General features: G+C 64.7%; 27 protein-coding genes and 1 tRNA gene. 23 read left to right on the top strand and 5 right to left on the bottom strand.

Going from position 1 to position 25,752, the window contains the following annotated elements:
• Positions 1-28: 28 nt before the first annotated feature.
• Complete coding sequence (locus LZ586_RS02775; RefSeq protein WP_235078170.1) at positions 29-1,228, top strand: FAD-dependent oxidoreductase; 1,200 nt, start codon at positions 29-31, stop codon at positions 1,226-1,228.
• Positions 1,229-1,300: 72 nt separating this feature from the next.
• Here LZ586_RS02775 and LZ586_RS02770 read toward each other — a convergent pair whose 3' ends face one another.
• Positions 1,301-2,524: an NADP-dependent isocitrate dehydrogenase gene (locus LZ586_RS02770; RefSeq protein ID WP_235078169.1), complete on the bottom strand. Its 1,224-nt coding sequence runs from the start codon at positions 2,522-2,524 to the stop codon at positions 1,301-1,303.
• A 79-nt stretch (positions 2,525-2,603) separates the two neighbouring features.
• On the bottom strand, positions 2,604-3,224 hold the full coding sequence (locus LZ586_RS02765) for a class I SAM-dependent methyltransferase (RefSeq protein ID WP_235078168.1): 621 nt from the start codon (positions 3,222-3,224) through the stop codon (positions 2,604-2,606).
• A 296-nt stretch (positions 3,225-3,520) separates the two neighbouring features.
• Between LZ586_RS02765 and LZ586_RS02760 the strand changes: the two genes are divergently transcribed.
• The 15 genes from LZ586_RS02760 to LZ586_RS02690 all read left to right on the top strand — a co-directional run bounded on the left by LZ586_RS02760 (position 3,521) and on the right by LZ586_RS02690 (position 17,984).
• Entirely contained in the window at positions 3,521-4,249 is a 729-nt protein-coding gene (locus LZ586_RS02760; RefSeq protein ID WP_235078167.1) for a phosphatidylserine decarboxylase, read from the top strand.
• A 274-nt stretch (positions 4,250-4,523) separates the two neighbouring features.
• Positions 4,524-5,354 (top strand): CDP-alcohol phosphatidyltransferase family protein, encoded by an 831-nt coding sequence (locus LZ586_RS02755; protein ID WP_235078166.1) that lies wholly within the window; start codon positions 4,524-4,526, stop codon positions 5,352-5,354.
• 421 nt (positions 5,355-5,775) lie between these two features.
• Positions 5,776-6,597 carry a 30S ribosomal protein S2 gene (gene rpsB / locus LZ586_RS02750; protein WP_235078165.1) on the top strand — a complete coding sequence of 274 codons (822 nt, stop codon included), beginning with the start codon at positions 5,776-5,778 and terminating at the stop codon, positions 6,595-6,597.
• A gap of 82 nt (positions 6,598-6,679) precedes the next feature.
• Complete coding sequence (gene tsf / locus LZ586_RS02745) at positions 6,680-7,615, top strand: translation elongation factor Ts (protein ID WP_235078164.1); 936 nt, start codon at positions 6,680-6,682, stop codon at positions 7,613-7,615.
• Positions 7,616-7,740: 125 nt separating this feature from the next.
• Positions 7,741-8,466, top strand: a complete 726-nt coding sequence (pyrH, locus tag LZ586_RS02740) for a UMP kinase (RefSeq protein WP_235078163.1) — start codon at positions 7,741-7,743, stop codon at positions 8,464-8,466.
• A 17-nt stretch (positions 8,467-8,483) separates the two neighbouring features.
• The gene (gene frr / locus LZ586_RS02735) at positions 8,484-9,041 is read left to right on the top strand and encodes a ribosome recycling factor (protein ID WP_235078162.1); all 558 of its coding nucleotides are present in this window, start codon (positions 8,484-8,486) and stop codon (positions 9,039-9,041) included.
• A gap of 102 nt (positions 9,042-9,143) precedes the next feature.
• Positions 9,144-9,812: a polyprenyl diphosphate synthase gene (gene uppS / locus LZ586_RS02730; protein WP_235078161.1), complete on the top strand. Its 669-nt coding sequence runs from the start codon at positions 9,144-9,146 to the stop codon at positions 9,810-9,812.
• Complete coding sequence (locus LZ586_RS02725) at positions 9,809-10,585, top strand: phosphatidate cytidylyltransferase (protein ID WP_235078160.1); 777 nt, start codon at positions 9,809-9,811, stop codon at positions 10,583-10,585. The genes uppS and LZ586_RS02725 overlap by 4 nt, the downstream gene beginning before the upstream one ends.
• Positions 10,585-11,742, top strand: coding sequence for a 1-deoxy-D-xylulose-5-phosphate reductoisomerase (locus LZ586_RS02720; RefSeq protein WP_235078159.1), 1,158 nt, complete (start codon positions 10,585-10,587; stop codon positions 11,740-11,742). Before LZ586_RS02725 ends, LZ586_RS02720 begins: the two co-directional genes overlap by 1 nt.
• Complete coding sequence (locus LZ586_RS02715) at positions 11,739-12,872, top strand: M50 family metallopeptidase (RefSeq protein WP_235078158.1); 1,134 nt, start codon at positions 11,739-11,741, stop codon at positions 12,870-12,872. The genes LZ586_RS02720 and LZ586_RS02715 overlap by 4 nt, the downstream gene beginning before the upstream one ends.
• Before the next feature lie 137 nt (positions 12,873-13,009).
• Positions 13,010-15,736 carry an outer membrane protein assembly factor BamA gene (gene bamA, locus LZ586_RS02710; RefSeq protein ID WP_235079712.1) on the top strand — a complete coding sequence of 909 codons (2,727 nt, stop codon included), beginning with the start codon at positions 13,010-13,012 and terminating at the stop codon, positions 15,734-15,736.
• Positions 15,736-16,482, top strand: a complete 747-nt coding sequence (locus LZ586_RS02705; protein ID WP_235078157.1) for an OmpH family outer membrane protein — start codon at positions 15,736-15,738, stop codon at positions 16,480-16,482. Before bamA ends, LZ586_RS02705 begins: the two co-directional genes overlap by 1 nt.
• Positions 16,483-16,511: 29 nt before the next feature.
• On the top strand, positions 16,512-16,958 hold the full coding sequence (fabZ, locus tag LZ586_RS02700) for a 3-hydroxyacyl-ACP dehydratase FabZ (RefSeq protein ID WP_261346045.1): 447 nt from the start codon (positions 16,512-16,514) through the stop codon (positions 16,956-16,958).
• Between the two features lie 102 nt (positions 16,959-17,060).
• Entirely contained in the window at positions 17,061-17,291 is a 231-nt protein-coding gene (rpmE, locus tag LZ586_RS02695) for a 50S ribosomal protein L31 (protein ID WP_235078155.1), read from the top strand.
• A 177-nt stretch (positions 17,292-17,468) separates the two neighbouring features.
• Complete coding sequence (locus LZ586_RS02690) at positions 17,469-17,984, top strand: hypothetical protein (protein WP_235078154.1); 516 nt, start codon at positions 17,469-17,471, stop codon at positions 17,982-17,984.
• Between the two features lie 7 nt (positions 17,985-17,991).
• Here the strand turns inward: LZ586_RS02690 and LZ586_RS02685 are convergent, their stop codons facing one another.
• On the bottom strand, positions 17,992-18,255 hold the full coding sequence (locus tag LZ586_RS02685; RefSeq protein ID WP_235078153.1) for a hypothetical protein: 264 nt from the start codon (positions 18,253-18,255) through the stop codon (positions 17,992-17,994).
• A 13-nt stretch (positions 18,256-18,268) separates the two neighbouring features.
• Positions 18,269-18,652: a hypothetical protein gene (locus tag LZ586_RS02680; RefSeq protein ID WP_235078152.1), complete on the bottom strand. Its 384-nt coding sequence runs from the start codon at positions 18,650-18,652 to the stop codon at positions 18,269-18,271.
• Positions 18,653-18,847: 195 nt separating this feature from the next.
• Here LZ586_RS02680 and LZ586_RS02675 point away from each other — a divergent pair, with 195 nt between their 5' ends.
• Positions 18,848-19,006, top strand: a complete 159-nt coding sequence (locus tag LZ586_RS02675) for a hypothetical protein (RefSeq protein ID WP_235078151.1) — start codon at positions 18,848-18,850, stop codon at positions 19,004-19,006.
• A 50-nt stretch (positions 19,007-19,056) separates the two neighbouring features.
• On the opposite strand, the gene LZ586_RS02670 is transcribed toward LZ586_RS02675, so the two are convergent.
• A tRNA-Ser gene (locus tag LZ586_RS02670) sits at positions 19,057-19,146 on the bottom strand.
• A 105-nt stretch (positions 19,147-19,251) separates the two neighbouring features.
• Between LZ586_RS02670 and LZ586_RS02665 the strand changes: the two genes are divergently transcribed.
• From LZ586_RS02665 to LZ586_RS02640, 6 genes are all read left to right on the top strand, one after another.
• Positions 19,252-20,295 carry a lytic transglycosylase domain-containing protein gene (locus tag LZ586_RS02665; protein WP_235078150.1) on the top strand — a complete coding sequence of 348 codons (1,044 nt, stop codon included), beginning with the start codon at positions 19,252-19,254 and terminating at the stop codon, positions 20,293-20,295.
• A 310-nt stretch (positions 20,296-20,605) separates the two neighbouring features.
• Positions 20,606-21,172 carry an SPOR domain-containing protein gene (locus LZ586_RS02660; protein ID WP_235078149.1) on the top strand — a complete coding sequence of 189 codons (567 nt, stop codon included), beginning with the start codon at positions 20,606-20,608 and terminating at the stop codon, positions 21,170-21,172.
• A gap of 30 nt (positions 21,173-21,202) precedes the next feature.
• Complete coding sequence (locus LZ586_RS02655) at positions 21,203-22,363, top strand: D-alanyl-D-alanine carboxypeptidase family protein (RefSeq protein ID WP_235078148.1); 1,161 nt, start codon at positions 21,203-21,205, stop codon at positions 22,361-22,363.
• A 57-nt stretch (positions 22,364-22,420) separates the two neighbouring features.
• Positions 22,421-23,395 carry an AAA family ATPase gene (locus LZ586_RS02650; protein ID WP_235078147.1) on the top strand — a complete coding sequence of 325 codons (975 nt, stop codon included), beginning with the start codon at positions 22,421-22,423 and terminating at the stop codon, positions 23,393-23,395.
• A 58-nt stretch (positions 23,396-23,453) separates the two neighbouring features.
• A complete protein-coding gene (metG, locus tag LZ586_RS02645) occupies positions 23,454-24,959 on the top strand; it encodes a methionine--tRNA ligase (protein ID WP_235078146.1) in 1,506 nt (501 codons plus the stop codon).
• A complete protein-coding gene (locus LZ586_RS02640; protein ID WP_235078145.1) occupies positions 24,956-25,735 on the top strand; it encodes a TatD family hydrolase in 780 nt (259 codons plus the stop codon). Before metG ends, LZ586_RS02640 begins: the two co-directional genes overlap by 4 nt.
• The last annotated feature ends 17 nt before the right edge of the window (positions 25,736-25,752 follow it).

Raw genomic sequence — 25,752 nt, 5'->3', positions numbered from 1 at the left:
CTAATTGCATCTTTGTCATGAGGTGGATGTGCCCGACACCGAGCTTTGCATCGTCGGCGGAGGTCCTGCCGGGCTGGTCGCCGGGCTGTTGTTCGCCCGCGCAGGCGTGAAGACGCTGGTGCTGGAAAGGCACGGCGACTTCCTTCGCGACTTTCGCGGCGACACCGTTCACCCTTCAACGCTTCGCATCTTCGCCGAACTGGGTCTGCTCGACGCGCTCCTCAGCCGCCCTCATGATCGCGCCGACCAATTCGGGGCGCGCATCGCCGGGCGCTCGGTCCGCGTGGCCGACTTCCGCCACCTCAAGGTGCCGGCGCCGTTCATCGCCTTGATGCCGCAATGGGACTTTCTCGATTTCGTTGCCGAAGCGGCACGGCCCTATCCCGGCTTCACACTCCGTCAGTCCTGCGAGGCGACCGCCCTGATCGAGGAAGACGGCGTCGTGCGCGGCGTCCGCACCGCCGATGGCGAAGCGGTACGCGCGACGCTGACCCTGGCATGCGACGGGCGCGGATCCAGGTTTCGCGGCGGGCTGCCCTCCACCACCGTGGGATCCCCAATGGACGTGTTCTGGTTCCGGCTTCCAAAGACGGCGGAGCCGCAGAACCAGAGCATGGGCGTGTTCGACGCCGGACGCATATTCGTCCTGATCGATCGCGGCGCCTACTGGCAATGCGCGTCCGTCTTTCCCAAGGGTATGGCGGACCAGATCCGTGCCGAGGGGCTCGACGCCTTTCGAGCGCGGGTCCGCGCCGTTGGCCCCGAGACTGCCGGCGTCGATCAGGCATTGCGAAGCTGGGATGAAGTCAAGCTCCTCTCGGTGAGCGTCGACCGGCTGGAACGCTGGCATCGGCCGGGGCTCCTCGTCCTGGGGGACGCGGCGCATGCGATGTCGCCCATCGGCGGCGTCGGGATCAATCTGGCCATCCAGGATGCCGTAGCGGCGGCCAACATCCTCGCCGCGCCGATGGCGGCATCGGTGGACGTCGGACCCTTGCTGCACAAGGTTCAGGCACGCCGGATGATGCCGGCAAAGCGTACCCAGGCGCTGCAGCGGCTGATCCAGAATCGCATCATCGCGCCGACGCTCGCTGCCTCTCGGCCGATGACCACGCCCCCGCTCGCGATCCGGCTGTTGGACAGCGTTCCCCTGCTGCGCCGGATCCCGGCGCGCGTGCTCGGCATGGGGTTCCGGCCCGAGCGCGTGCGCTCGCCCGAGGCGTCCTGACCGGCGTGGCCAAAAGAAAAGCGCGGAAGGCGACACCGCCCTCCGCGCTTCTTTAGATCAGCGCAGTCCGGCTTACTGCCAGCTGCCCATCGCCGTTTCGAGGTTCAGTCGGATCGCCTCGAAGAACTGCTCGGTCGTCATCCAGGCCTGGTTCGGGCCGATCAGCAGCGCCAGATCCTTGGTCATCTTGCCGCTTTCCACGGTCTCGATGCACACCCGCTCCAGCGTCTCGGCGAAACGGGTCACGTCCGGCGTGCCGTCGAACTTGCCGCGATACTTCAGGCCGCCGGTCCAGGCGAAGATCGACGCGATCGGATTGGTCGACGTCGCCTTGCCCTGCTGGTGCTGGCGATAGTGGCGCGTAACGGTGCCGTGCGCCGCTTCTGCCTCGATCGTCTTGCCGTCCGGCGACATCAGCACCGAAGTCATCAGGCCGAGCGAGCCGAAGCCCTGCGCGACCTGGTCCGACTGGACGTCGCCGTCATAGTTCTTGCACGCCCAGACGAACTCGCCATGCCACTTGAGCGCGGAAGCGACCATGTCGTCGATCAGGCGGTGCTCATAGACGATGCCGGCTTCCTGGAACTTCTCCTTGAAGCCCTCGGTCTCGAACACTTCCTGGAACAGGTCCTTGAAGCGCCCGTCATAGGCCTTGAGGATCGTGTTCTTGGTCGAGAGATAGACCGGCCAGCCCAGGTTGAGGCCGTAGTTCAGCGACGAGCGAGCGAAATCGCGGATCGAATCGTCGAGATTGTACATCGCCAGCGCGACGCCGGCGTCCTTGAAGGTATAGACTTCGCGGTCGATCTTCTCGCCATTCTCGCCTTCCCAGACGAGGCGCAGCTTGCCGGCGCCCGGCACCTTGAAGTCGGTCGCGCGATACTGGTCGCCGAACGCATGACGGCCGACAACGATCGGCTTGGTCCAGCCCGGGATCAGCCGCGGCACGTTGGAGATCACGATCGGCTCGCGGAAGATCGTGCCGCCCAGGATGTTGCGGATCGTGCCGTTGGGCGACTTCCACATTTCCTTGAGGCCGAATTCCTCGACGCGCTGCTCGTCCGGCGTGATCGTGGCGCACTTCACGCCGACGCCATATTCGCGAATCGCGTTGGCCGAATCGATCGTGATCTGGTCGTTGGTCTCGTCGCGCTTCTCGACCGAGAGATCGTAATATTTCAGGTCGATGTCGAGATAGGGGAGGATCAGGCGCTCGCGGATCCACTGCCAGATGATCCGCGTCATCTCGTCGCCGTCGATCTCCACGACCGGCGTTGCCACCTTGATCTTCGCCATACGCTCGCTTGTCCTTTGCATTGAAGGGTATGGCGAGCGTCTAGGAGCATGGGGGAGGGCGATCAAGCGCCCTCAGGCCTCAGCCCTTCCAAGCCCACCAGAGCTGCGCCGGCGGGATGTTCCACCATTCCACTTCATGGTCGATGTTCGTCCAGTGCGGCGTCAGGAAGTTCCGCACCTTCGGATTGTACTGATACACCAGGAAGGCGCCGCCGGGCCGCAACACGTCATGCGTAGCCTTGGCGATCTGGTCGCCCACGCCGGGCGGCAGCGTCGAAAAGGGCAGGCCCGAGGTGATGTAGTCGGCATGGTCGAAGCCATGCTCGTGGACGATCCGCTCGACGTCGGAGGCCGAGCCGAGCACCGCGGAGAAGCGCGGATCGTCGATCGTGTGCTTCAGATAGTGGATGAAGTCCGGGTTGGTGTCGATCACGATCAGCGTCGCGTCGGGACCCAGGCGCTCCAGGATCGGCCGGGTAAAGGTCCCGACGCCGGGGCCATATTCCACGAACAGCTTGCACTGCTCCCAATCCACCTTGGACAGCATGTGGCGCACCAGCCGCTGCGACGACGACGCGACGGCACCGACCATGACCGGGTTCTTCAGGAACCCCTTCAGGAACATCACCCAAGGCGAAGGCACGCCCGCCGCGCGGGCACGGGAGCGACGGCGCTTGGCGGCAGCAGTCGATGCGGGCATGAACTTCCTTTGAATGTCGTGACGAACGTGGCGCAATCGCCTGCAAAAAAGCGAACGAACATGCAAGCCGCACGGTTGCATTAATTGCGGACGCCTGCGCCGGACTGACACAAGATCGCAGCAACGCAGGCGCGCCACAACCCCGCACCGCCATCCGAGAGGCCAGCAGCCAGGCACAAGGCTAGGTCCATGTGGCATCGTGCCGGCGCAGGATGGGTGCTCCAACGGCGAGCCGACGCGCGTCGAGGAATACCAGCGCCCTAGGAAAGCGCGTCATACCTCGCTACACCGGGTGCATGGCATCGCTAGACAAGCCGCCCGTTGGCACATCCACGGTGAAGTGGCGTTTCCCCGACATCCATCCCGAAGGCCGCAAATACGTCCTGATCGCCGGCGCGATTGCGTTCCTCAGCCTGTTCGTATGGGACTTCATCACCTGGCCGCTGGTCTTCCTGACGGTGGGCGTGGCCGCGTTCTTCCGCGATCCGGTACGGGTGACGCCACAGGCGGACGGCCTGATCGTCTCGCCGGCGGACGGCCTCATCACGATGATCGAGCGTGTCCCGCTGCCGCCCGAACTGCACGGCCCGCATGCGCTGGGCGAAGCGCCCATGGTGCGCGTTTCGGTGTTCATGAGCGTGTTCGACGTTCACGTGAACCGGACTCCGATCACCGGCACGATCCGCCACGTCATCTACATTTCCGGCAAGTTCATGAACGCCGATTTCGACAAGGCGAGCGACGAAAACGAACGCCAGCATTTCGTGGTGGAGGACCGCAACGGGCTGCGCATCGGCTTCACGCAGATCGCCGGGCTGGTGGCGCGCCGTATCGTCGCATTCGCGAAGGCGGGGGACATGGTCGTCGCCGGGCAGCGCGTCGGCCTGATCCGCTTCGGAAGCCGGGTCGATGTGTTCCTTCCAGAGGACTATGCCTGCGAAGTGGCGCTGGGTCAGCGCGCGATCGCGGGCGAAACCATCCTGGCGCGCCGCGGCGGTTCCACGGCGGTCGGCATCCCCCAGTGATGCCGTTGGCGTGGCGGTCCTGGTTTTACGCTGACGGCCACACCTTCAGTGTTCGCTTGCCCCTTGGTGACGAGCAACGGATCGAGCGATCGGCACGTTGCGCGGCCCGGCATCGCCGGAGAGCGGATACCGAAAGCCTCCGTCCGCGTTGCAGGCGGCGTCGTGCATGCGTGCACCGTTCAGCGGAGTTCCCGAGTGCTCAGTGATTTGGTTCTGCCGGTATCGAGCTGGCGTCGCTTCCATCCGGCGGGTGCGCGTACGGAGTCATTGTCCCATGCGTGATCCCCGGGCTCGGCGCTCGCCGCGCAACATGCCGTTTTCCGATCCGGCCCGCGGCATTCCGCTGCGTGCCGTGTTGCCCAACACCGTCACTGCGCTGGCACTCTGCTCCGGGCTTACCGCGATCCGGTTCGCCATGCTCGGCAATTGGGAAGGGGCGGTGCTCATGGTCCTGGCTGCCGCTGTGCTCGACGGTGTCGATGGCAAGATAGCCCGCTGGGTGCGTGCGGAGAGCCGTTTCGGCGCGGAACTGGACAGCTTGTCCGACGCGATCTCGTTCGGCGTGGCGCCGACGCTGATCCTGTATCTCTGGTCACTACAGGCGCTCGGCCGCTTCGGCTGGATGGTCGCCTTGCTGATGGCATTGTTCTGCGCGCTGCGCCTTGCCCGCTTCAACGCCAATATCGACCGCGAGCATCAGCCGCATAAATCGGCTGGCTTCCTGACCGGTGTACCGGCGCCGGCAGGCGCACTGCTTGCGCTGACGCCGCTATATCTGTGGCTGTGGACCGGGGAGGCGGTATTGCGCTCTCCCGCCCTTATCGCGCCCTGGACCGGATTCGTGGCGGTCTTGATGATCTCCAGTGTCGCTACGTTCGCTCCGACGCTCCGTCTCAAGCAGAACATCCGGTTCGAGGCGGTGGCGGTATTGGTGGTGCTGGTGGCCGCGCTGGTCTCGGCGCCGTGGCCGACGCTGGCCTTGCTCGCGCTCGCTTATCTGGCGACGATCCCCTTCAGCATCCGCAGCTATCGCCGAATCAGGCGGCTGCGCGCTTCGGCTGTGCCGGCCGGGCCGGCATCCGTGCCGGGAACGTCCGCACCGTAACCCGGCTCAGCCGCGACGGCAGTGCCGGAAGCGTGCTGACGGGACGCGTCAATTCGGCGAAGCGATGAAGCTGCGGGCGGATGCTCGCCACGAGAGCCCAGACCGAGGCCACGAGCACTCCGCCGAACAGCAAATAGACACCGAATGCAGTCATCTCAGACTCCCGATACACGCGAACATCGCAATCATGAGCAATTTCAACGCATTATGCTGGCGAGGCGTTCCTTACCCCGCTTCTGAACCCGGTATGTTCCATATGTGTTCCGGCGTCAACCAGAACGTCACCTTTTGTTCTACTTGCTCGGAAGACCCCGTTGCGCTAAGGGCCGCGCCTCAACCCGCATGGGAAGCATCATAAACCGGTGCCAGGAACTTCCTGGTCACTCGCTTCCCAGAGGCTCAACCGGAAGGAGTTATCCCTATGGCGGCACCCGTCGTCTCCATGCAGCAGCTGCTCGAATCGGGCGCGCATTTCGGCCACCAGACGCACCGCTGGAACCCGAAGATGAAGCCCTACATCTTCGGCGATCGCAACGGCGTTCACATCATCGACCTCTCGCAGACCGTGCCGCTCTTCGCACGCGCGCTCGAGTTCGTGTCGTCCACCGTCGCTTCGGGCGGCAAGGTCCTGTTCGTCGGCACCAAGCGCCAGGCGCAGGAGCCGATCGCAGACGCGGCGCGCCGTTCGGGCCAGCACTTCGTCAACCATCGCTGGCTGGGCGGCATGCTCACCAACTGGAAGACCATCAGCAACTCGATCAAGCGCCTCAAGACGCTCGAAGAGCAGCTGTCGGGCGACACGCACGGCCTCACCAAGAAGGAAGTGCTCCAGCTCACCCGTGAGAAGGACAAGCTCGAGAACTCGCTCGGCGGCATCCGTGACATGGGCGGCGTTCCCGACATCATGTTCGTGATCGACGCGAACAAGGAAGAGCTGGCGATCAAGGAAGCCAACACGCTCGGCATCCCCGTCGTCGCGATCCTCGATTCGAACGTGTCGCCGGACGGCATCGCCTTCCCGGTTCCCGCGAACGATGACGCCAGCCGCGCCATCCGCCTCTATTGCGAGGCGATCGCCATCGCCGCGACCCGCGGTGGCCAGGACGCGATGCGCAACTCGGGCTACGACTTCGGCGCCGCCGAGCAGCCCCCCGTCGAAGAGGCGATCAGCGAGCCGGAAGCGCCCGCTGCCGTCACGGAAGTGAACCAGTCGGTCGAGGGCGAGCGTCAGATCGACGCGTAAGCTCTCGTCATCGAACCGTAATCGGGGCGGGGCAGGGCTTGACGGCACTGCTCCGCCCAAATTTTAGCCGAAGGATAGAAACATGGCAGAGATCACTGCAGCAGCCGTGAAGGAGCTCCGCGAAAAGAGCGGCGCCGGCATGATGGATTGCAAGAAGGCGCTGGCCGAGACCAGCGGCGACATGGAAGCCGCCGTCGATTGGCTGCGCACCAAGGGCCTCGCCGCTGCCGCCAAGAAGTCGAGCCGCACCGCCGCTGAAGGCCTGGTGGGCGTCGCCGTCTCCGGCACCAAGGGCGTGGCCGTCGAAGTCAATTCGCAGACCGACTTCGTCGCCAAGAACGAGATCTTCCAGGGCTTCGTCCGCGACGTGACCGCCGTTGCGCTGGAGCAGGGCGCCGACATCGATGCGCTGAAGGCCGCGCAGCTGCCGCAGGGCGGCACTGTCGAAGAGGTGCTGACCAACAACATCTCGACGATTGGCGAGAACCAGGTCCTCCGCCGCGCCAAGCAGGTCGAAGTGACCAAGGGCGCCGTGGTTCCCTACGTCCACAACGCGGCCGCTCCTGGCCTCGGCAAGATCGGCGTGCTCGTCGCGCTCGAATCGGATGCCGGCGCTGACGTTCTCGAGCCGCTCGGCAAGCAGATCGCGATGCACATCGCGGCCGCGTTCCCGCTGGCGCTTTCGGTTGACGATCTCGATCCCGAAGTCGTCGAGCGCGAATCCGCCATTCTTCGCGAGAAGAATGCGGACAAGATCGTCGGCAAGTCCGCCGAGGTCGCCGAGAAGATCCTCAACGGCCCGGTCGAGAAGTTCAAGAAGGAGAACGCGCTCCTCACCCAGGCGTTCGTCATGGACGGCAAGACGCCGGTGCAGGACGTGATCGCCAAGGCGGGCAAGGATGCCGGCACGACCATCACGCTGACCGACTATGTCCGCTTCCAGCTCGGTGAAGGCATCGAAAAGGAAGAGAGCGACTTCGCTGCCGAAGTGGCTGCGACGGCAGGTCTCACCAAGTAAGCCGAAGCTCCGGGGAGGAGCGGTCTGCACCGAATCTCCCCGGTATCTCTGCTTGTTCCGGCGGCGCGGCACCTCTAAGGTCCGCGCCGCTTCGCTATCTGCGTTCCCTCGAATCCTAGGCTCCAATGACCGCTTCGCGCTTCCAACGAATCCTGCTTAAATTGTCCGGCGAAGTGCTGATGGGGCAGGGCCAGTTCGGCATCGATCCCGCGACCTGCGACCGCGTCGCCGCCGAAGTGAAGGAAGCTACCGAAACCGGTTTTGAAGTGTGCATGGTCGTCGGCGGCGGCAACATCTTCCGCGGGCTGGCCGGGGCGGCGCAGGGATTCGACCGCGCGAGCGCCGACTATATGGGCATGCTAGCAACCGTGATGAACGCACTCGCCATGCAGAACGCGCTGGAGAAGATCGGCGTCCAGACCCGCGTCCAATCAGCTATCCCGATGGCGAGCGTGTGCGAACCCTATGTCCGGCGCCGCGCGGAGCGTCACATGGAGAAGGGCCGCGTAGTGATCTTCGCCGCCGGCACCGGTCTGCCCTTCTTCACCACCGACACGACCGCCGCGCTACGTGCCGCCGAGATGAACTGTGACGCGCTGTTCAAAGGGACTTCGGTCGACGGCGTCTATGATGCCGACCCCAAGAAGGTGCCGACGGCCACGCGGTACGATACGCTGAGCTACGACCGCGTTCTGGCCGACAATCTCAAGGTCATGGACGCGTCCGCGGTCGCGCTGTGCCGTGACAATCATATTCCGATCGTCGTGTTCAACATCCGCGAGGAAGGCAACCTGGCCGCCGTGCTGCGCGGCGAGGGCACTTCCACGATCGTCCAATCTCAAGCCGCTTGAATGAACAGGAGCCGATAATGGCCGCTTACGACAAAGCCGATATCGAACGCCGCATGGCCGGTGCCGTCGAGGCACTGAAGCACGACCTTGGGGGGCTTCGCACCGGACGCGCCTCCGCCACGCTCCTCGATCCGGTCACGGTCGAGGTGTATGGCGCACAGATGCCATTGAACCAGGTCGCGACGGTTTCCGTGCCAGAGCCGCGCATGTTGTCGGTGCAGGTGTGGGATAAGTCGAATGTCGGTCCTGCCGACAAGGCGATCCGCTCGGCAGGGCTCGGGCTCAACCCGATCGTTGACGGTCAGACGCTTCGCTTGCCGATCCCTGATCTGACCGAGGAGCGCCGCAAGGAGCTTGCCAAGCTCGCTAGCCAATATGCCGAGAAGGCACGCATCGCTGTGCGCAACGTGCGCCGCGACGGCAATGACAGCTTGAAGGCCGACGAGAAGAAGGGCGTCTTCGGCGAGGATGACCGCAAGCGTCACGAGACCGAGGTACAGAAAATCACGGACGCGACGATCGCCGAGATCGATGCCGCTACGGCGGCCAAGGAAAAGGAAATCCTGAACAAGTGATGCTCAGGCGTCGCCTTGTCTGGGCGGGCGAGGGTGGCCGTGGCTGTTAAGCTCGCTCCCCGCCTCGCGTCCGCGCCCGTTCCGCGCCATGTTGCGATCATCATGGACGGCAACGGGCGCTGGGCGAAGAAGCGTTTTCTGCCGCGGATTGCCGGACATCGGCAAGGCGTGGAAGCCGTCCGGCGCATCAGCCGCGCGGCGCGCAAGCTTGGTATCGAAGCACTTACGCTCTACGCCTTCTCGTCGGAAAATTGGCGCCGTCCCGAGGATGAAGTCCGCGACCTGATGGGCTTGCTCCGCCAGTTCCTGGCCAGCGAGCTCGAGGAGCTCATATTGGAGGGCGTCAAGCTCCGCGTCATCGGCGACTGGCGCCGGCTCCAGTCTGATCTGGTAGCGATGATCGACGCTGCGGTCGCCCGAACCGCCAACAATCCCGGCCCGACGCTGGTGATTGCCCTCAACTACGGCGCCCAAGCCGAAATCCTGTCGGCGGCCAGGCGCCTAGCCGAGCAGGTCCAGGCAGGCACGCTGGATCCGGTGGCGATCGACGAACAGCGCTTCGAAGAAGGCTTGGAGACTGCCGATCTACCGCCCCTCGACCTGATGATCCGCACCTCAGGCGAGCAGCGGCTTTCAAATTTCCTGCTGTGGCAGGCGGCCTATGCCGAGTTGCTCTTCGTCGATACGCTGTGGCCCGACTTCGACGAAGCCGCGTTCGCCGCCGCGATCGAGCAATTCGGCAAGCGGCAGCGCCGGTTCGGGGGCCTGTGAGCCGTACTTCATCAGAGCTCGGCACCCGGGCAGCGGTCGGTGTCGTGCTGATCGGCCTGGCGGTGCTGGCGCTTTGGGCCGGCGGCCTCGGCTTTTGGTTGATCCTGGCGGTGGCCGGCATTCTCATGATGGGCGAGTGGGCAGGGCTCACTGGCGCTACACCGCGTCAGCGCCGCATAGCGCAATATGCGCTGTCGGCGCCGCTCGCGGTGATGGCGCCGAACCTTGCCGCCGGGCCCAGCTTCGTCGCACTGGGGCTGCTGACAGGGGCGGCTTTCTTCGTCGCGGCGGTAACGCGCCGTCCGCGCTTGGCCGGCGGCATCCTTTATGTCGGTTTACCCATTCTCGCCTTGCTGATGCTCCGCGAGCGAGCGGAGCAAGGGCTGCTTCTGACATTCTGGGCAATGGCGTTGGTCTGGGCCTGTGACACCGGCGCCTATTTCGCCGGCCGTGCGATCGGCGGGCCCAAGCTTGCGCCGCGGATCAGCCCGAACAAGACCTGGGCCGGCTTCATCGGCGGAGTGATCGCGGGGACGGTGTTTGCGTTCGTGCTCGTCCGGCTGTTCGATCTGCCGGCTGCGCTCGCGCTTGCCACGCCCGTGCTCGGCGCGTTTTCACAGGCAGGCGACTTGTATGAAAGCTATTTGAAGCGCCAGGCCGGGGTCAAGGACTCGAGCAACCTGCTTCCCGGTCATGGCGGCGTCCTCGATCGCCTTGACGGTCTGGTGTTCGCCGCGCCCATCGCCGCGTTGCTGGTGCTCTTGGTCGCCTGATGAAAAAGATCACTATCCTAGGTGCTACCGGCTCGGTCGGCAGTTCGACGCTCGACTTGATTGAGCGTGCAGGCGACGCGTTCGAGGTCCTCGCGCTGACCGCCAACAGCGACGTGGAGAAGCTGGCCGCTGCCGCCATCCGCACCAACGCGCGATGCGCCGTCGTCGCCGACGTCAGCTATCTGGACCAGCTGCGCGACGCACTTGCCGGGACCGGCATCGCTGCCGCGGGGGGAGCGGATGCGGTGTGTGACGCGGCGAGAATGGGCGCCGACTGGACCATGGCGGCAATCGTCGGCACGGCAGGACTGAAGCCCGTCATGGCCGCGCTTGAAGGGGGCGGAACCGTTGCGCTCGCCAACAAGGAGTCGCTGGTGTCTGCCGGCGCAGTCATGATGGCTGCGGCGCATGCGCATGGAGCCACGCTGCTGCCGGTCGATTCCGAGCACAACGCCGTATTCCAGTGCCTCGATCGTAGCGCACCGAAAGCGGTGCACCGCATCATCCTCACGGCCAGTGGTGGTCCGTTCCGTCAAACTCCGCTGGAAGCGATGCGCGGTATCACCCCGGCTCAGGCAGTGGCGCATCCCAATTGGTCGATGGGTGCGAAGATCTCGGTCGATTCCGCCACGATGATGAACAAGGGGCTCGAGCTGATCGAGGCGTTCCACTTGTTTCCGGTCGGGGCTGACCGCCTGGACGTGCTGGTTCACGCCCAATCGGTGGTGCATTCGATGGTCGAATATATCGACGGGTCGGTGTTGGCGCAGCTTGGCACGCCCGATATGCGCACCCCCATCGCCTATGCACTCGCCTGGCCCGAGCGGATGGAGACGCCCTGTGAGCGGCTGGATCTTGCGCGCGTCGGCCGGCTCGAGTTCGAGGATCCGGACTATGTCCGATTCCCGGCATTACGCCTCGCGCGCGAGGCTTTGGCTGCCGGTGGTGCGCGTCCGGCAGTGCTCAATGCCGCCAACGAAGTCGCCGTGGCAGGCTTTCTTTCCGGCAGCGTCGGATTTCTTGAAATTGCCGCAATCGTTGCCGATACGCTGGACCGCTACGATCCGGCTGCCCCGGAGACGCTCGACGCAGTGCTTGCGATCGACGCCGAGGCACGCCGCTATGCGGTCGAGCGTGTGAAGGACTGTGTCGTTTGATCGAATCGCCCGGCATCCTGCTCACCCTCCTTGCCTTTGCGCTGGTGATCGGGCCGCTCGTATTCCTGCACGAGATGGGACATTACCTCGCCGGCCGCTGGTTCGGTGTGAAGGCCGAGGAGTTCTCGATCGGCTTCGGCCGCGAGCTCGCCGGCATCACCGACCGTCGCGGTACCCGGTGGAAATTCTGTTTGTTGCCGCTCGGTGGCTATGTCCGTTTCGCCGGCGACATGAACCCTGCGTCGCAGCCTTCGTCCGAATGGCTGTCGCTCCCGGCGCATGAGCGCGCGCAGACCTTCCAGGCCAAGCCGCTGTGGCAGCGTGCGATCATCGTCGCCGCTGGCCCGATCGCCAATTTTCTGATCGCGATTCTCATTCTTTCGGCGTTCGCGCTGGCATATGGCGACAATCGCACGCCCAGCACGGTCGGCTTCCTGCTGCCGGGCAGCGCCGCCGCTCAGGCGGGCATCCAGCCGGGGGACCGCATCACTGGGCTCGGTGGCCGCTCGGTCGATACCTATGCCGACATGGTCAAGTACACGCAGCTGCGCCCAGGCGAGGCGGTGAAGATCGACTATGAACGCGGTGGCGCACCACGTTCGGTGAATACGACCATCGGCGTACGGGTGGAACGCGATCGTTTCGGCAACGAGTTCCGCATCGGCCGCCTCGGCATCGGGCCTGCCGATCCGGTGCAGAAGTCGGTCAACATCCTGGAAGCGCCGCTGGTCGGCATGCGCATGACGGGCGACATAGTCCAGATGACGCTCGACGGGCTCGGCCAGATCATCACGGGCCGGCGCTCTGTCGCGGAACTCGGTGGCCCGCTCAAGATCGCGCAGGTTTCGGGCGAGCGGCTGGCGTTGGGGCCTACTGAATTCGTTTTCCTGATCGCGCTCATCTCGATTAATCTCGGATTCATCAACCTGTTGCCAGTGCCGGTGCTGGATGGCGGGCATTTGCTGTTCTATGCAGTGGAAGCCGTACGCCGTCGCCCGGTCGAACCGCAGGTTATGGAATGGGCCTTCCGGGGTGGTCTGATCGCGATCCTGGCATCGATGCTGCTGGTCACGTTGAATGATCTTGGAGCATTGGGCTTGTGGCGAAACTTGGCCGGCTTGATCGGCTGAAGCGGTTAAGGCAGGGGCAGTATGTTCCGGCGTCGCATGGGCAGCGGCATTTCTCGAAATCCGACTTGGGGTGGGATGTGAATATCAAGACTGGTAATCTCGGCACACGCGCAGTGGCGGTGCTTCTCGCGGGCACGATGCTCTCGGGAACGGCACACGCCCAGGCCGCTCGCCGTCCTGCGCCCGCACCGCAACCCGCTGCTCAGCAGGCTGCGCCTGCCGCGCAGCAACCGGCTGCACCCGTGGTGCCGTCTCAGGAAGCACGTACCGTCCGCTCGCTTCGGGTCGAGGGCTCGCAGCGTATCGAATCCGAGACGGTGCTGTCCTATACCCGGTTGAGGGTAGGAGAGAGCTACACCAACGAAACGATCGATCAGGCCATCAAGGACCTGCTCGCGTCGGACCTGCTCGCCGACGTCGAGATCGACGGTGCGGTAACTGGCGACCTGATCATCCGCATCAAGGAAAATCCGGTCATCAACCGTGTCGTGTTTGAGGGCAACAAGCGCCTGAAGAACGACAAGATCCTCAAGGAAGTGAAGCTGGCGCCGCGCCAGATCTTCACGCGCACCGCGGTTCGCGCGGACGTGGCCCGGATCGTCGAGCTTTATCGCCGGCAGGGCCGCTTCGCAGCGAACGTCCAGCCCAAGATGGTCAGCCTCGACCAGAACCGCGTCGACGTGATCTTCGAGATCAACGAGGGTCCGAAGTCCAAGGTCCGCCAGATCAACATCATCGGCAACGAGGTGTTTTCGGACGGTCAGCTGCGCGGCGAGATGGCGACCAAGACGTCCAGCCTGAAGAACCTGCTCAGCTCGAACACATCGTACGACCAGGATCGCTTGGCCTATGACCAGCAGAAGCTGCGCCAGTTCTACCTGACCAACGGCTATGCCGACTTCCGCGTGATCTCGGCGGTGGCGGAGCTTACCCCCGACAAGCGCGACTTCATCATCACTTATGTGGTCGAGGAAGGTCCGCGCTATAAGTTCGGCCCGGTCACCGTCGACAGCGCGATCCGTGATTTCGACGACAAGAAGCTCGCCACCGCGCTCTCGATCAAGGAAGGCGCGTGGTACAACGCCAAGGCGGTCGAGGACACGGTCGAGCAGCTCAGCGAAACCGCCGGCGCGTTCGGCTATGCCTTTGCCGACGTTCGTCCCGAATTCCAGCGCGACCGTGAGAGCCTGACGATGACGATGAACTTCCGCATCGCGGAAGCCAATCGTACGTACATCGAGCGGATCGACATCACCGGCAACCGTCAGACCCAGGACAAGGTCATCCGCCGCGAAATGCGGGTGGCTGAAGGCGACGCGTTCAACACCTTCCTGGTGAAGCGCTCGCAGGATCGCATCAACAGCCTGGGCTATTTCCAGGACAAGTTCGAGATCGAGCGCAAGGAAGGCTCGACTCCGGACCGCATCGTGCTGGCCGCGAATGTCGAGGAACGGGCCAATGGCGAACTGACGCTGTCTGCGGGCTTCTCGAGCCTCGAGCAGTTCATTCTCCAGGCCTCGATCCGCCAGCGCAACTTCCGCGGCAAGGGCCAGACCGTGTCAGCCTCGGTCGACTATTCGAGCTATTCGAAGTCGATCGAACTGGGCTTCACCGAGCCGTATCTGTTCGACAGCAATGTCGCGCTCGGCGGGACGATCTTCCGCCGCGACTATAACGCGTTCAACTATATCGGTTCCGACCGCAGCACGACGTACAGCCAGGTCTCGACCGGCTTCCAGGTCGTCGCCGGCGTGCCGCTGACGGAATATTGGACGTTGTCGGGCCGCTATCAGCTGGCGCAGGATGACGTGACCCTCGACAAGGGCAGCTTCTATTCCGACATTGACGGCGACGGCATCTCCGAGTGCGACCCGCTCCGGGCTGGCCGCTATTATTGCGAGGCCGTAGGCAACCGCCTGACGTCGCTGGTCGGCGTTTCGTTGATCTACGATAGCCTCAACAGCCGCCTGCGCCCGACACGCGGTGAGCGCCTGACGCTCGGCGCGGACTTTGCCGGCCTCGGTGGCGACGTCAAATATGCCCGGGCCCGCATCGATGGCGACAAGTACTGGAACCTCGGCGGCAACTTCATCTTCTCGCTCTCGGCGGAGGGTGGCTATATCCATAGCCTGGAGAAGAGCCGGGGCGAGGGCATCGACCCGGTCCGGATCACCGACCGCTTCTATCTGGGCGAGCCGCAGTTCCGCGGCTTCGACATCCGCGGCGTGGGTCCGCGCGTGCAGCGCATCGGCTTCACCGGCGATCCGCTTACCGGGACGCAGCTTCTGGTGGACGACCGCGACCAGATCATCGACGACGCGATCGGCGGCAAGGCGTATTACCTGACCAAGGCCGAGCTGGAGATCCCGCTCGGCGCCGGTGCACAGGAACTGGGCCTGCGTCCCTCCATCTATGTGATGGCGGGCAGCCTGTTCAACATCACCCGTCCGCAAAAGACCATCGAGTTCGCTCAGGCGACGGACGCTACCGGCAAGCTGCTGTTCAACGGCGACGGTTCGCCGACGCTGCTGCCCAAGGATAACTTCCTCAAGGACGCGGCCAACAACCAGCTCTACTTCGCCGGCGGCGTGACGACGGTCACGACCACCTGTCAGGTTGGCTATGCCGCGACGGCAGGCGCGCCGTGCGTCGGTACGTCGATCAATCCGATCGCCAACGTGCCTACTACGCCATTCTTCGAGCGCTATGTCGGCGACTCCGCGCGTCCGCGCCTGTCGGTCGGCTTCGGCGTCAACTGGAATTCGCCCTTCGGCCCCTTGCGCATCGACGTCGCCAAGGCGCTGCTCAAGAACGAAGGCGATGATAACAAGCTTATCACTTTCAACGTAGGGACTCAGTTCTGATGATCACCAACAAGCGCATCCTTGCCGCGATGCTCGCCGCTCCGGCGACGCTCGCGATCGCCGCTCCGGCGCAGGCCCAGGTTTCGGGCATCGCCTCGGCAAACCCGACCTTCGTCGTTGCCAATTCCAAGGCGCTGACGGCGGCGCACCAGCAGATCTCGACGACCTACAAGTCGGCGTTCGATCAGATGCAGACGCGTCGCCAGGCACTCGACACCGAGATCAAGCCGCTGATCACGCAGCTCGACACCAACAAGGACGGCAATGTCAGCGACGCTGAGCTGACCGCGGCGCAGACCGCGAAGAACCCGGCGATCGAGCGGATCCGCACCGCGCAGACCAACGCACAGAACGATCTGTCGCGCCTGAGCAATCCGGCCGCCCGCGCCGAGCTGTTCGCCATCGAGTCCGTGCTGCGCCAGTACGAGCCGGCGATGATGCGCGTCGTCAACGCCCGCAAGATCTCGGTCGTGCTCTCCCCCGAGGTGTTCCAGTACGCGCCTGACTCGGCCGACATCAGCAGCGCGATCACCGCGGAAATCGACAAGACCACCGCAAGCGTGAGCATCCAGCCGCCCGCCAACTGGCAGCCTTCGCGTGAGACCCTGGCGATCCAGCAGCAGATCGCCCAGGCCGCGCAGATCCGCGCCTATCAGCAGGCGCAGCAGCAGGGCGCAGCAGCGCGTCCCGCCGGTACGCCAGCGGCTCCCGCAACCGCCACGCCGAAGCCGGCTGAGCCTCGGTGAGCGAGACGGATACTGTCGGAGGCACCAACATCGGCCCGCTCGACATAGAGCGGGTCATGGCGGCGCTTCCGCACCGTTATCCCATGCTGCTGGTGGATCGCGTCGAGGAGCTCGTCCTCGATGAGCGGATCGTCGCGATCAAGGCCGTCAGCATGAACGAAGGCTTTTTCCAGGGCCATTTTCCTGGCCGTCCGATCATGCCGGGCGTCCTCCAGGTGGAGGCGCTCGCCCAGGCGGCCGGGGTGCTCGCGGTGGAAAGCCTGCAGCTTTCGGGTTCGGGAAAGCTTGTCTATTTCATGTCCATAGATGGCGTGAAATTCCGCAAGCCGGTCGTGCCGGGCGTGCTGCTTCGGCTCGAAGTGAGCTTCGTTCAGAAGCGTGCGCGCGTCTGCAAGTTCGCTGGCAAAGCGTATGTCGAAGGTGATCTCGCCACAGAGTGCGAGTTCACCGCGATGATCGCCGACCCTCCCAAGTGATCTAGTCGGGGGCGGGGGCAGGTTGCGCATGCGACGGCTCTCTGCTAACCGCCCGCGTCCGCTGCCGGTCGGAAACCGGCGGCTTCATCAAGGAATTCACACGTGAAGAACGACACGCACCCCGACTACCACATGATCAAGGTCCAGATGACCGACGGCACTGTGTTCGAGACGCGCTCGACCTGGGGCAAGGAAGGCGATCTGATGACGCTCGACATCGATCCTTTGGCGCACCCGGCCTGGATCGGTGGCCGCGGCCAGATGCTCGACCAGGGTGGCCAGGTCGCACGCTTCAACAAGCGCTTTGGCGGTCTGTCGCTCGGCAAGAAGTAATCTGCGGGCTGCCACGGCAGCCTTTGCAGTTTGCAGAAACCCGCATCGTGCGTGCGTCGGCGATCGACGGAGCACGGTGCGGGTTTTTTCTTGTTCTCCGGCGATCGCTTAGCGATGCGTGTGGATGCTTGTGTAACCGCCGCAATTCGGTCATCATCGAGATCCTCACCGAGGGGAATGGTGATGACCAAGTGCATATTCGTCTGTGCGGTATCGCTGGCGTTCGGATCGCCGGCTATGGCTGGTGATCGTCCGGGCGACAAAGTCGCGTCGGCGAACGGTCTGATGGCCCGCTCCGCAGGTCCGCTTTCGGACGTGCGGCGTGGTCTGCCCGCCAAACCCTCGTTCGAGCGCTTCTCGCTCCCTGTTGATACCCGCAAGCTCGAAGCGCTTAGGATCCGCTCAATTGTGTCGGCGCCGATCAGCCACAGGTCGGCCCGGCGATATGACCTGGCCGCCATCGATAACGACGAACAGGCGCAGGTCCTTAAGTTGAGTGAGATCACCGCAGGCGATGGCGGCCGCTATGCGGTCCGCGAAACGCTCTCCGACTACCGCAAACCCCGTTTCCGGCGCAGCGCCTTGGGCACGATGCTGACGCTGCGCATCGACGGTGAGGCGGAAAGTCCTGCCTTCAGTGTCGGCGGCGGCGGCGTAGCGGCCATCGTGTGGCAGGCGGTGCCCAAGTCCTAACCACTGCTCACATGGGTGCGTCGGTGTTCTCGACCAGTTCCATGAAATCGCGTGCGGCGTCGCGATCAGCAGCATCCTCGAACGCCACATCAAGCGCAGGGGCGGCACCCAGCATGAACATCAACGACCAGAGCGCGAACCTGCGCCCGCGATCGGTTTCGAGACCGAGTTCGACACCCATCCGCTCGATCCCTGCTTGCAAAGCAGCGGGGGGTAGCTGTGCAAGGTCGGCCGTGCCGAAGTACCGCACCATCTGATCGTCGAGCTGCACGGCAGTCAGCCGTTCAATCGCGCGGTTTGGGGCGATTGCCCGGGCCCTTCGGGCCGTCCGGCCGTCGCGGCTTCGGCCCATCGGGGCGACGGGGGCGATCTCGGGGCGGCGATCGCCCCTCGCCGACGCGCTGAACAGGCGCAGGACGCGCGGCGCTGGCAAGACCGACCGAATAGCCTTCCTTCAGCAGCTTCGTGAACGCGCCGCGCACATTGGTGGTGATCGCGTCCTGCACTTCCTTGGGAAGGTCCGCAAAGGTCGTGTTGCGGTGAATGCCGTTCAGTTCGCGCACCAGCAGGTTCGGCAGGCCGTTCGATCCCGCCTTCAACGCGTCCACCGAATCGAGAAAAGCGGAAAACAGGATATCCTGCATCAGTTCGGTGGCTGTCTTCGGCATGATGGGTCCAACGCATTGAGGGTGCCGATGGTCGCATGCAGGATGCAAGCGAAGGCAGATGCCGCCGACTAGCCCGCTGGGGTAGCTAGTCAAGCGGCACGTCCGGTCGCCCGCTTTGTAGGACGTAATATCCTATGTAATTTCCTCGTCATATCAGAGGGCTAAGACGGTATCCCACACCGCGGAGAAGTCGAAGTGGCCAAGCGATTGTCGGCACAGGACCTGGACGATTCTGCACAGCGCACCAAGAGCCTTGCCGATGCACAGGAGCTGTCGTTGCGGGCCAGCAAGTTGCACCGCATTCGGTCGGATCAGCAGGCGCCGCTGCTTCCGTTCCCGCTGTTTCGCAACTGAGCGCTGCGGCAGGAGAGGCAGTGTGTCGGATCTGCGCCAAGGGCGCATAGTGGCGGAGGGGGTGGGATTCGAACCCACGGTGAGCTTCCACCCACGGCGGTTTTCAAGACCGCTGCCTTAAACCACTCGGCCACCTCTCCTTGCCCGTCCCGCTAGCCGTTTCTGCGCCGCGCCGCCACAATTTGTTGGCAGGCTGCGCCACAAGGGGTTTCGGCATGGCAGGATGGTGTGCCACACACGCGGCCATGTTGGGTTGGTTTGGCGCGTTCGGCAGTTCTTCGGCTTTGGCTCTGAGCCTGGTGGCAAGCGTGCCGAGCACGCCGGCACCGGTCCAGGACGAAGCGGGGTTCCAGGTCTATCTCCAGACGCTCGCGCGTCAGGCCGAAGCGCAGGGGGTTACGCGCCGCACGATCGATTCGGTGATCCCGATGCTCACCTTCAACCCGCGGGTGGTCGAGCTTGACCGACAGCAGCCGGAAAGTGGCCCCGACGCGCCGATCCCGCCCTTCGCCCCCTATCGCCTCCGGCATGTCGATGCTGCGCGGATATCGCAGGGTCGCGTGGCGTATCAGCGCCAGCGCAGCCGTCTCGCGCGCATCGAGCAGGAGACCGGCGTTCCTGAATCGATAATGGTTGCGATCTGGGGGCACGAGACCAATTACGGCCGAGTCATGGGGGGCTTCGATCTTCCTCGCGCGCTGGCCAGTCTTGCCTATGAAGGCCGCCGCCGGGAGCTGTTCTCCACGGAGTTCACAGCGACTCTGAAGATGATCGACCGGGGGGTGCCTCGCTCCAAGCTGGTCGGGAGCTGGGCGGGCGCCTTCGGCGGCCCCCAGTTTCTGCCGAGCGTCTATCTTCGGTTGGCTCGCGACGGCGACGGCGACGGCCTGGCGGATATCTGGTCCAGCGAGGCGGATACCCTGACCTCGATAGCGGCCTATTTCGTCAACGCCGGATGGCGCGCTGGTCAGCCATGGGGATTTGCGGTCACCGTGCCATCCACTCTCGATCGCGGGACGCTCGTCAACCGCACGGCGTCCCCTCGCTGCCCCAGGGTGCACGAGCGTCACAGCCGCTGGAAGACGATGGCGGAGTGGCGCGCACTTGGCATCGTACCTCAGGGCAGGGGATGGCCCGCCGACACGGTCCAGGCCACTCTGCTCGAGCCCGATGGGCCTGGCAGCACCGCGTACTTGCTTACCGGCAACTACCGGGTCATCCTCGATTATAACTGCTCGAACTTTTACGCCCTGTCGGTAGGACTGCTCGCCGATGAAGTGGAACGCTAACGCCGCTACCCTGGTGGCCGTGCTTGTCACTGCCACCAATGGCATGGCGCAAGCCGCGACGGGGAACACGGAGCGCCAGAGCACTCCTGAAATAGACTATCCACGCGGCGCGCCTGCGAACATGGATGGAGACCCGGCCTTGGCGCCACCGGCAGGAGAGGGACCCAGTGGCTCTTCCCGCCTTCGTCCTGGTGAAATGCGCTATGATGAAGTCGGTTTTGCCGGTTCTCGCGCGGTGGCTGGCGGCGGGGCTGCGGATGCCGCTTCGGTTGCGGTGCATCGCTCCCTGCCTTCCGGCACGGCGCTTGAGGTGACATCGCTGGACACGGGCCGTACGATCCTCGTTCTCGTCACGGGTCAGATGCCGGCGGGCGCGAATCATCCGATCGATCTTTCCGCGGGCGCTGCCACTCAGCTGGGCTACGCAGAGGGCCAGCGCATTCCTGTGCGCCTGCGCACCGTGACGCCGTCCGCGGCCGACATGGCCGCGCTTCGCACAGGGAGTGCGACCGGCGCGCGTGCCGATGCGCCGCCCGTGCTTCTCAACGCCCTTCGCAAGCGCCTGCCGGGTGCCGTCGCCGCAGCGCCGATCCGCGGGGTCGTCCCGGCGCGCCCATCACCCGCCGCTCCGCGCCCAACACCGGCAACGCCGCGTCCCCTGGCCGCGAAAGGCCGCTACCTCGTGCAGGTCGCCGCACTTTCCTCCGCCGGCAATGCACAAGCGCTTGCGCGATCGGTGGGCGGCTTCGTAAAGCAGGGTGGAGGGCTCCACCGCGTGCAGCTCGGTCCCTTCGCCACGCAAGCGCAGGCCGAGGCGGCACGTGGCAGGGCCGCCCGCGCGGGTCACAAGGACGCGCGCGTCATCGCCGCCAACTAGTTTTCGTACCCCGGGGGGACCCGTACACCCATGAAGAAGCTCGCCGCCGCCTCGCTCCTCGCACTCGCTGTCGCCTACCCGACAACAGCCGCGAACCCGCCCTTCGACACGCCTGCACCGATCGCGTACATGGAGGACCTGTCCTCCGGTGCCGTGCTCTACGCCAAGGATGCCGACCGCCGCATTCCTCCGGCCTCCATGGCCAAGATGATGACGGTCTATGTCGCGTTCGACCTGATCAAGAAGGGCGAGATCAAGCTCGACCAGCAGATCGAAGTCCGTCCAGAGACTTGGAAGAAGTGGCATTCGCAGGGCTCGACGATGTTCCTGGCGGTCGGGGAGAAGCCGACCGTTTCCGATCTGCTCAAGGGGATCGTGACGCTGTCGGGTAACGACGCCTGCGTCGTGCTGGCCGAGGGTATTGCCGGCACCGAAGAGGCGTTCGCCAACCTCATGAACCAGCAGGCGCAGCGTATCGGCCTCGCCAACAGCCACTTCGGGAATTCCAACGGCTGGCCGGACGAAGGCCGCACCTATGTCACCGCGCGCGACCTTGCCCATCTCGCCTCCGCGACGATCAAGGAGCACCCGGACCTTTACAAGCAGTTCTATTCGCTGCCGAGCTTCACCTGGGGCAAGACGCTGGGTGCCGGTGCGGCGATCAGCCAGGGCAACCGGGATCCGTTGCTCGGCCGCGTCGAGGGCGCGGATGGCCTCAAGACCGGCCACACCGACGAAGCCGGCTATGGTTTCACCGGTTCGGCCGAGCAGGGCGGTCGTCGCCTCGTCATGGTCGTCGCCGGGCTCGACAGCTATAGCGGACGTGCCGATGAGTCGGTTCGCTTCATGAACTGGGGCTTCCGCTCGTGGAAGGCCCGGCCGATCGCTGCCAAGGGCCGCAAGATCGGCGATGTCGAGGTCCAGGGCGGCAGCGATATGCAGGTAGGCGTTATAGCGCCGCGCGACTTGAACGCCACCGTCCCAGCCGGCACGTCTCCGCAGATGCAGGGCAAGATCGTCTATCAGGGCCCGGTCAAGGCGCCGATCAAGGCCGGTGCCCACATCGCCGATCTGGTGGTCGAGACTCCCGGAATGCCCACCCAGACGCTGCCGCTGGTCGCGGAGAAGGAAGTGACCGAAGCCGGTTTCTTCCGCCGGGCCTGGAACGGCCTCTGGTCGCTGTTCGCCTGACCGCTTTGCCCGTCGTCGCCGCTTCGCGGGGATGACGGGCAGGCGTACAAGCCCATCATGCTCCTCGGCAACCAGTCCGCCCGCGACGCGCTCGCCGCTGCCATGGCAAGCGGTGCGCTTCACCATGCCTGGCTGATCGCCGGACCGGAAGGCGTGGGGAAGGGCAGCTTCGCGCGCATTGCAGCAGCGCGCATGCTCGCCGAGGCGCTGGAGCCGCACAAACTCGCCCCCGGCTGGAACGTGCCTGAAAATACGCAGACCGCCCATCTGCTCGCGTCGGGCGCTCATCCGGATTTTCGCGCGCTCACCCGGCTGCCCAAGGATCCCGACAAGCCGGACGAAGCGCTTGCCCGCTCGATCACGATCGCCCAGGTCCGCACCCTTCAGCCGCTGTTCGCCACCAAGCCGGCACTGTCGCCCCGGCGTGTCGTCGTGATCGATGCGATCGACGATCTGGAGCGTGGCGGCGCCAACGCGCTCCTCAAGAACCTGGAGGAACCCCCGCAGGGCACCATCTTCCTGCTGGTCAGCCACGCCCCCGGCCGGTTGCTCCCGACCATCCGCTCGCGCTGCCGCCTGCTCCGGTTCGAACCGCTGGAAGGCGGTGACGTAACGCACATCCTCCGGCAGGAACTCCCCGACGCCACGCCGGACGAGATCGACGCGCTGGTCCGCGCTGGCGAAGGTTCGCCGGGTCGCGCGCTGGGTTTCGCCGGCCTTGACCTTGCCGCGTTGGAAGCGGAGATGACGCGCCTGGCAGAGACGGGAGATCCCTCAAACGCGATCCGCGGCCGCCTGGCCAAGCTTCTCGGCGCCAAGGCAGCGCAACCTCGATACGAGGCGTTCCTCGACCGCGTTCCAAGCTTTATCGCCGCTCACGCCAAGACCTTGACGGGTGAGCCTCTCCGCATCGCCCTGGACACCTACACCGCCAGCTACGAGTTGGCCGGCGCGGCCCGCGGTCTCTCGCTGGACGCCGGCGCCACGGTGTTCGAGATGAGCGGCTTGCTCGCCCAATTGGCCAGGCGATAGCGCACGCGGTGCACTAGACCCGATGACAGGTGGCAAGCTTCCCCTTAAAGCCCCCTCCATGCCCAACCCATTCTACATCAGCACCGCGATCCACTATCCCAATGGCCGCCCGCACATCGGCCATGCCTATGAGATGATCGCCGCCGACGCGATCGCCCGCTTCCAGCGCCAGCATGGCCGCGACGTGTTCTTCCAGACCGGCACCGACGAGCACGGCCTCAAGATGGTCCAGACCGCCCGTGCCCGCGGCCTCGAAGCGCGCGAGCTTGCCGATGAAATGTCCAGCTATTTCCGCGAGATGGCCGACGGTCTGGATATTTCCTACGATCGCTTCATCCGGACTTCCGAGCCCGAGCATTACGCCGCCTCGCAGGCGATCTGGCAAGCAATGGCCGATGCCGGCGACTTGTACCTGGACCGCTACGAAGGCTGGTACTCGTTGCGCGACGAAGCCTTTTACGAGGAAAAGGAACTGACCGAAGGGGAAGGGGGGCAGAAGCTCTCACCCCAGGGCACCCCAGTTGAGTGGACTGCAGAGGAGACCTGGTTCTTCCGCCTGTCCAAATATCAGCAGCCGCTGCTCGATTTCTACGCCGCCAACCCCGACTTCATCCGTCCGGACTCGCGCCGAAACGAGATCCTTCGCTTTGTCGAAGGCGGGCTCGTCGACCTGTCCGTCAGCCGCACCAGCTTCGATTGGGGCGTGCCGGTACCGGGCAGCCCCAATCACGTCATGTACGTCTGGGTAGACGCGCTGACCAACTACATCACCGGCGCAGGCTACCCGCACGATCCGGAACGCTTCGCCCAGTTCTGGCCCGCTGACATCCACCTGATCGGCAAGGACATCGTCCGCTTTCACGCGGTGTACTGGCCCGCTTTCCTGATGTCCGCGAACCTGCCGCTGCCCAAGCAGGTGTTCGGCCACGGCTTCCTGCTCAACCGCGGGGAAAAGATGTCGAAGTCGGTCGGCAACGTCGTCGATCCGATGCAGCTCGCCACGCTCTATGGCGTCGACGCGCTCCGCTATTTCTTGCTGCGCGATGTCAGCTTCGGCAATGACGGCACCTTCAGCGACGAAGCGATCGTCACGCGCGCCAACGCCGATCTCTCCAACAGCTTCGGCAATCTGGCCCAGCGCACGCTCGCCTTCATCGCCAAGAACTGCGAAGGCGAGGTCGAGCAGGGGAGGAGCGAGGAAGCGGACGCCGTTCTTCTGACTGAGGTTGATACCGCCTGCGCCGCCTTCAATGCCGCGTTCGAGGATCTTGCGCTCAGTCAGGCGCTCGAGGCGTGGATGGTCGGCGTGTTTGCCTGCAACCAGTATATCGACGCACAGGCACCCTGGACCCTTCGCAAGACCGACCCGGATCGCATGCGCGCGGTGCTGCGCACCTTGATACGCGGCATCCGCCACTTGGCGACCACGATCCAGCCGGTGATCCCCGGTTCCGCGGCGAAGCTGCTCGCGCAACTGCCGTCGCAGGATGACGACGCCTTCCGCATCGCGCCGCCGACCCCCATCTTCCCCAGGCTGGAGCTCCAGCAGACGGAGGGCGCGTGAGGTTAGCCGACAGCCATTGCCATTTGAACTATAAGGGCCTTGTCGAAGAACAGCCCCAGGTGATTGCCCGCGCTCGCGAAAGCGGGGTCACCGCGATGCTCAACATCTCGACGCGCGAGCGCGAATGGGATGACGTCATCGCCGTCGCCGAGCGCGAGCCGGATGTCTGGGCCACCGTCGGCATCCACCCGCACGAAGCCGACCAGCACGCCCATGTCGATACCGCCAAGCTGGTCGAGCGGACGCGGCATCCGCGCGTCGTCGGCATCGGCGAAAGCGGGCTCGATTATTATTACGACCACAGCGACCGTGCACGCCAGCAGAGCAGCTTCCGCGCCCATCTCGCCGCGTGCCGCGAGACCCAGTTGCCGATCATCGTCCACACCCGCGACGCGGAAGAGGATACCGCCGCAATCCTGCGTGAAGAGATGGGGAAGGGCGCCTTCCCTGGCGTGATCCATTGTTTCACCGCCAGTGGTGCGTTCGCCGACATTGCCCTGGAACTCGGCTTCTACATTTCCATTTCGGGTATCGTGACCTTCAAGAACGCCCGCGATCTTCAGGACACCGCGAAGCGCCTGCCGCTCGACCGGTTGCTGATCGAAACCGACGCGCCATTCCTCGCCCCGGTGCCTCACCGCGGCAGGCCGGGTGAACCCGCCTTTGTCGCCGACACCTGCCGCTTCCTGGCCAAGTTGCGCGGGGAAGATCCCGAAGCTCTGGCCGAAACCACCCGCGAGAATTTCCACCAGCTCTTCGCCAAGACCCGGTCCTGAAGCGCGCGCTTGGTGTT

Source organism: Sphingomonas sp. S2-65 (assembly GCF_021513175.1).
GTDB lineage: Bacteria > Pseudomonadota > Alphaproteobacteria > Sphingomonadales > Sphingomonadaceae > Sphingomonas.
The sequence above is the reverse complement of the archived record's forward strand: the minus strand, read 5'-3'. Positions and strand labels throughout refer to the sequence as shown.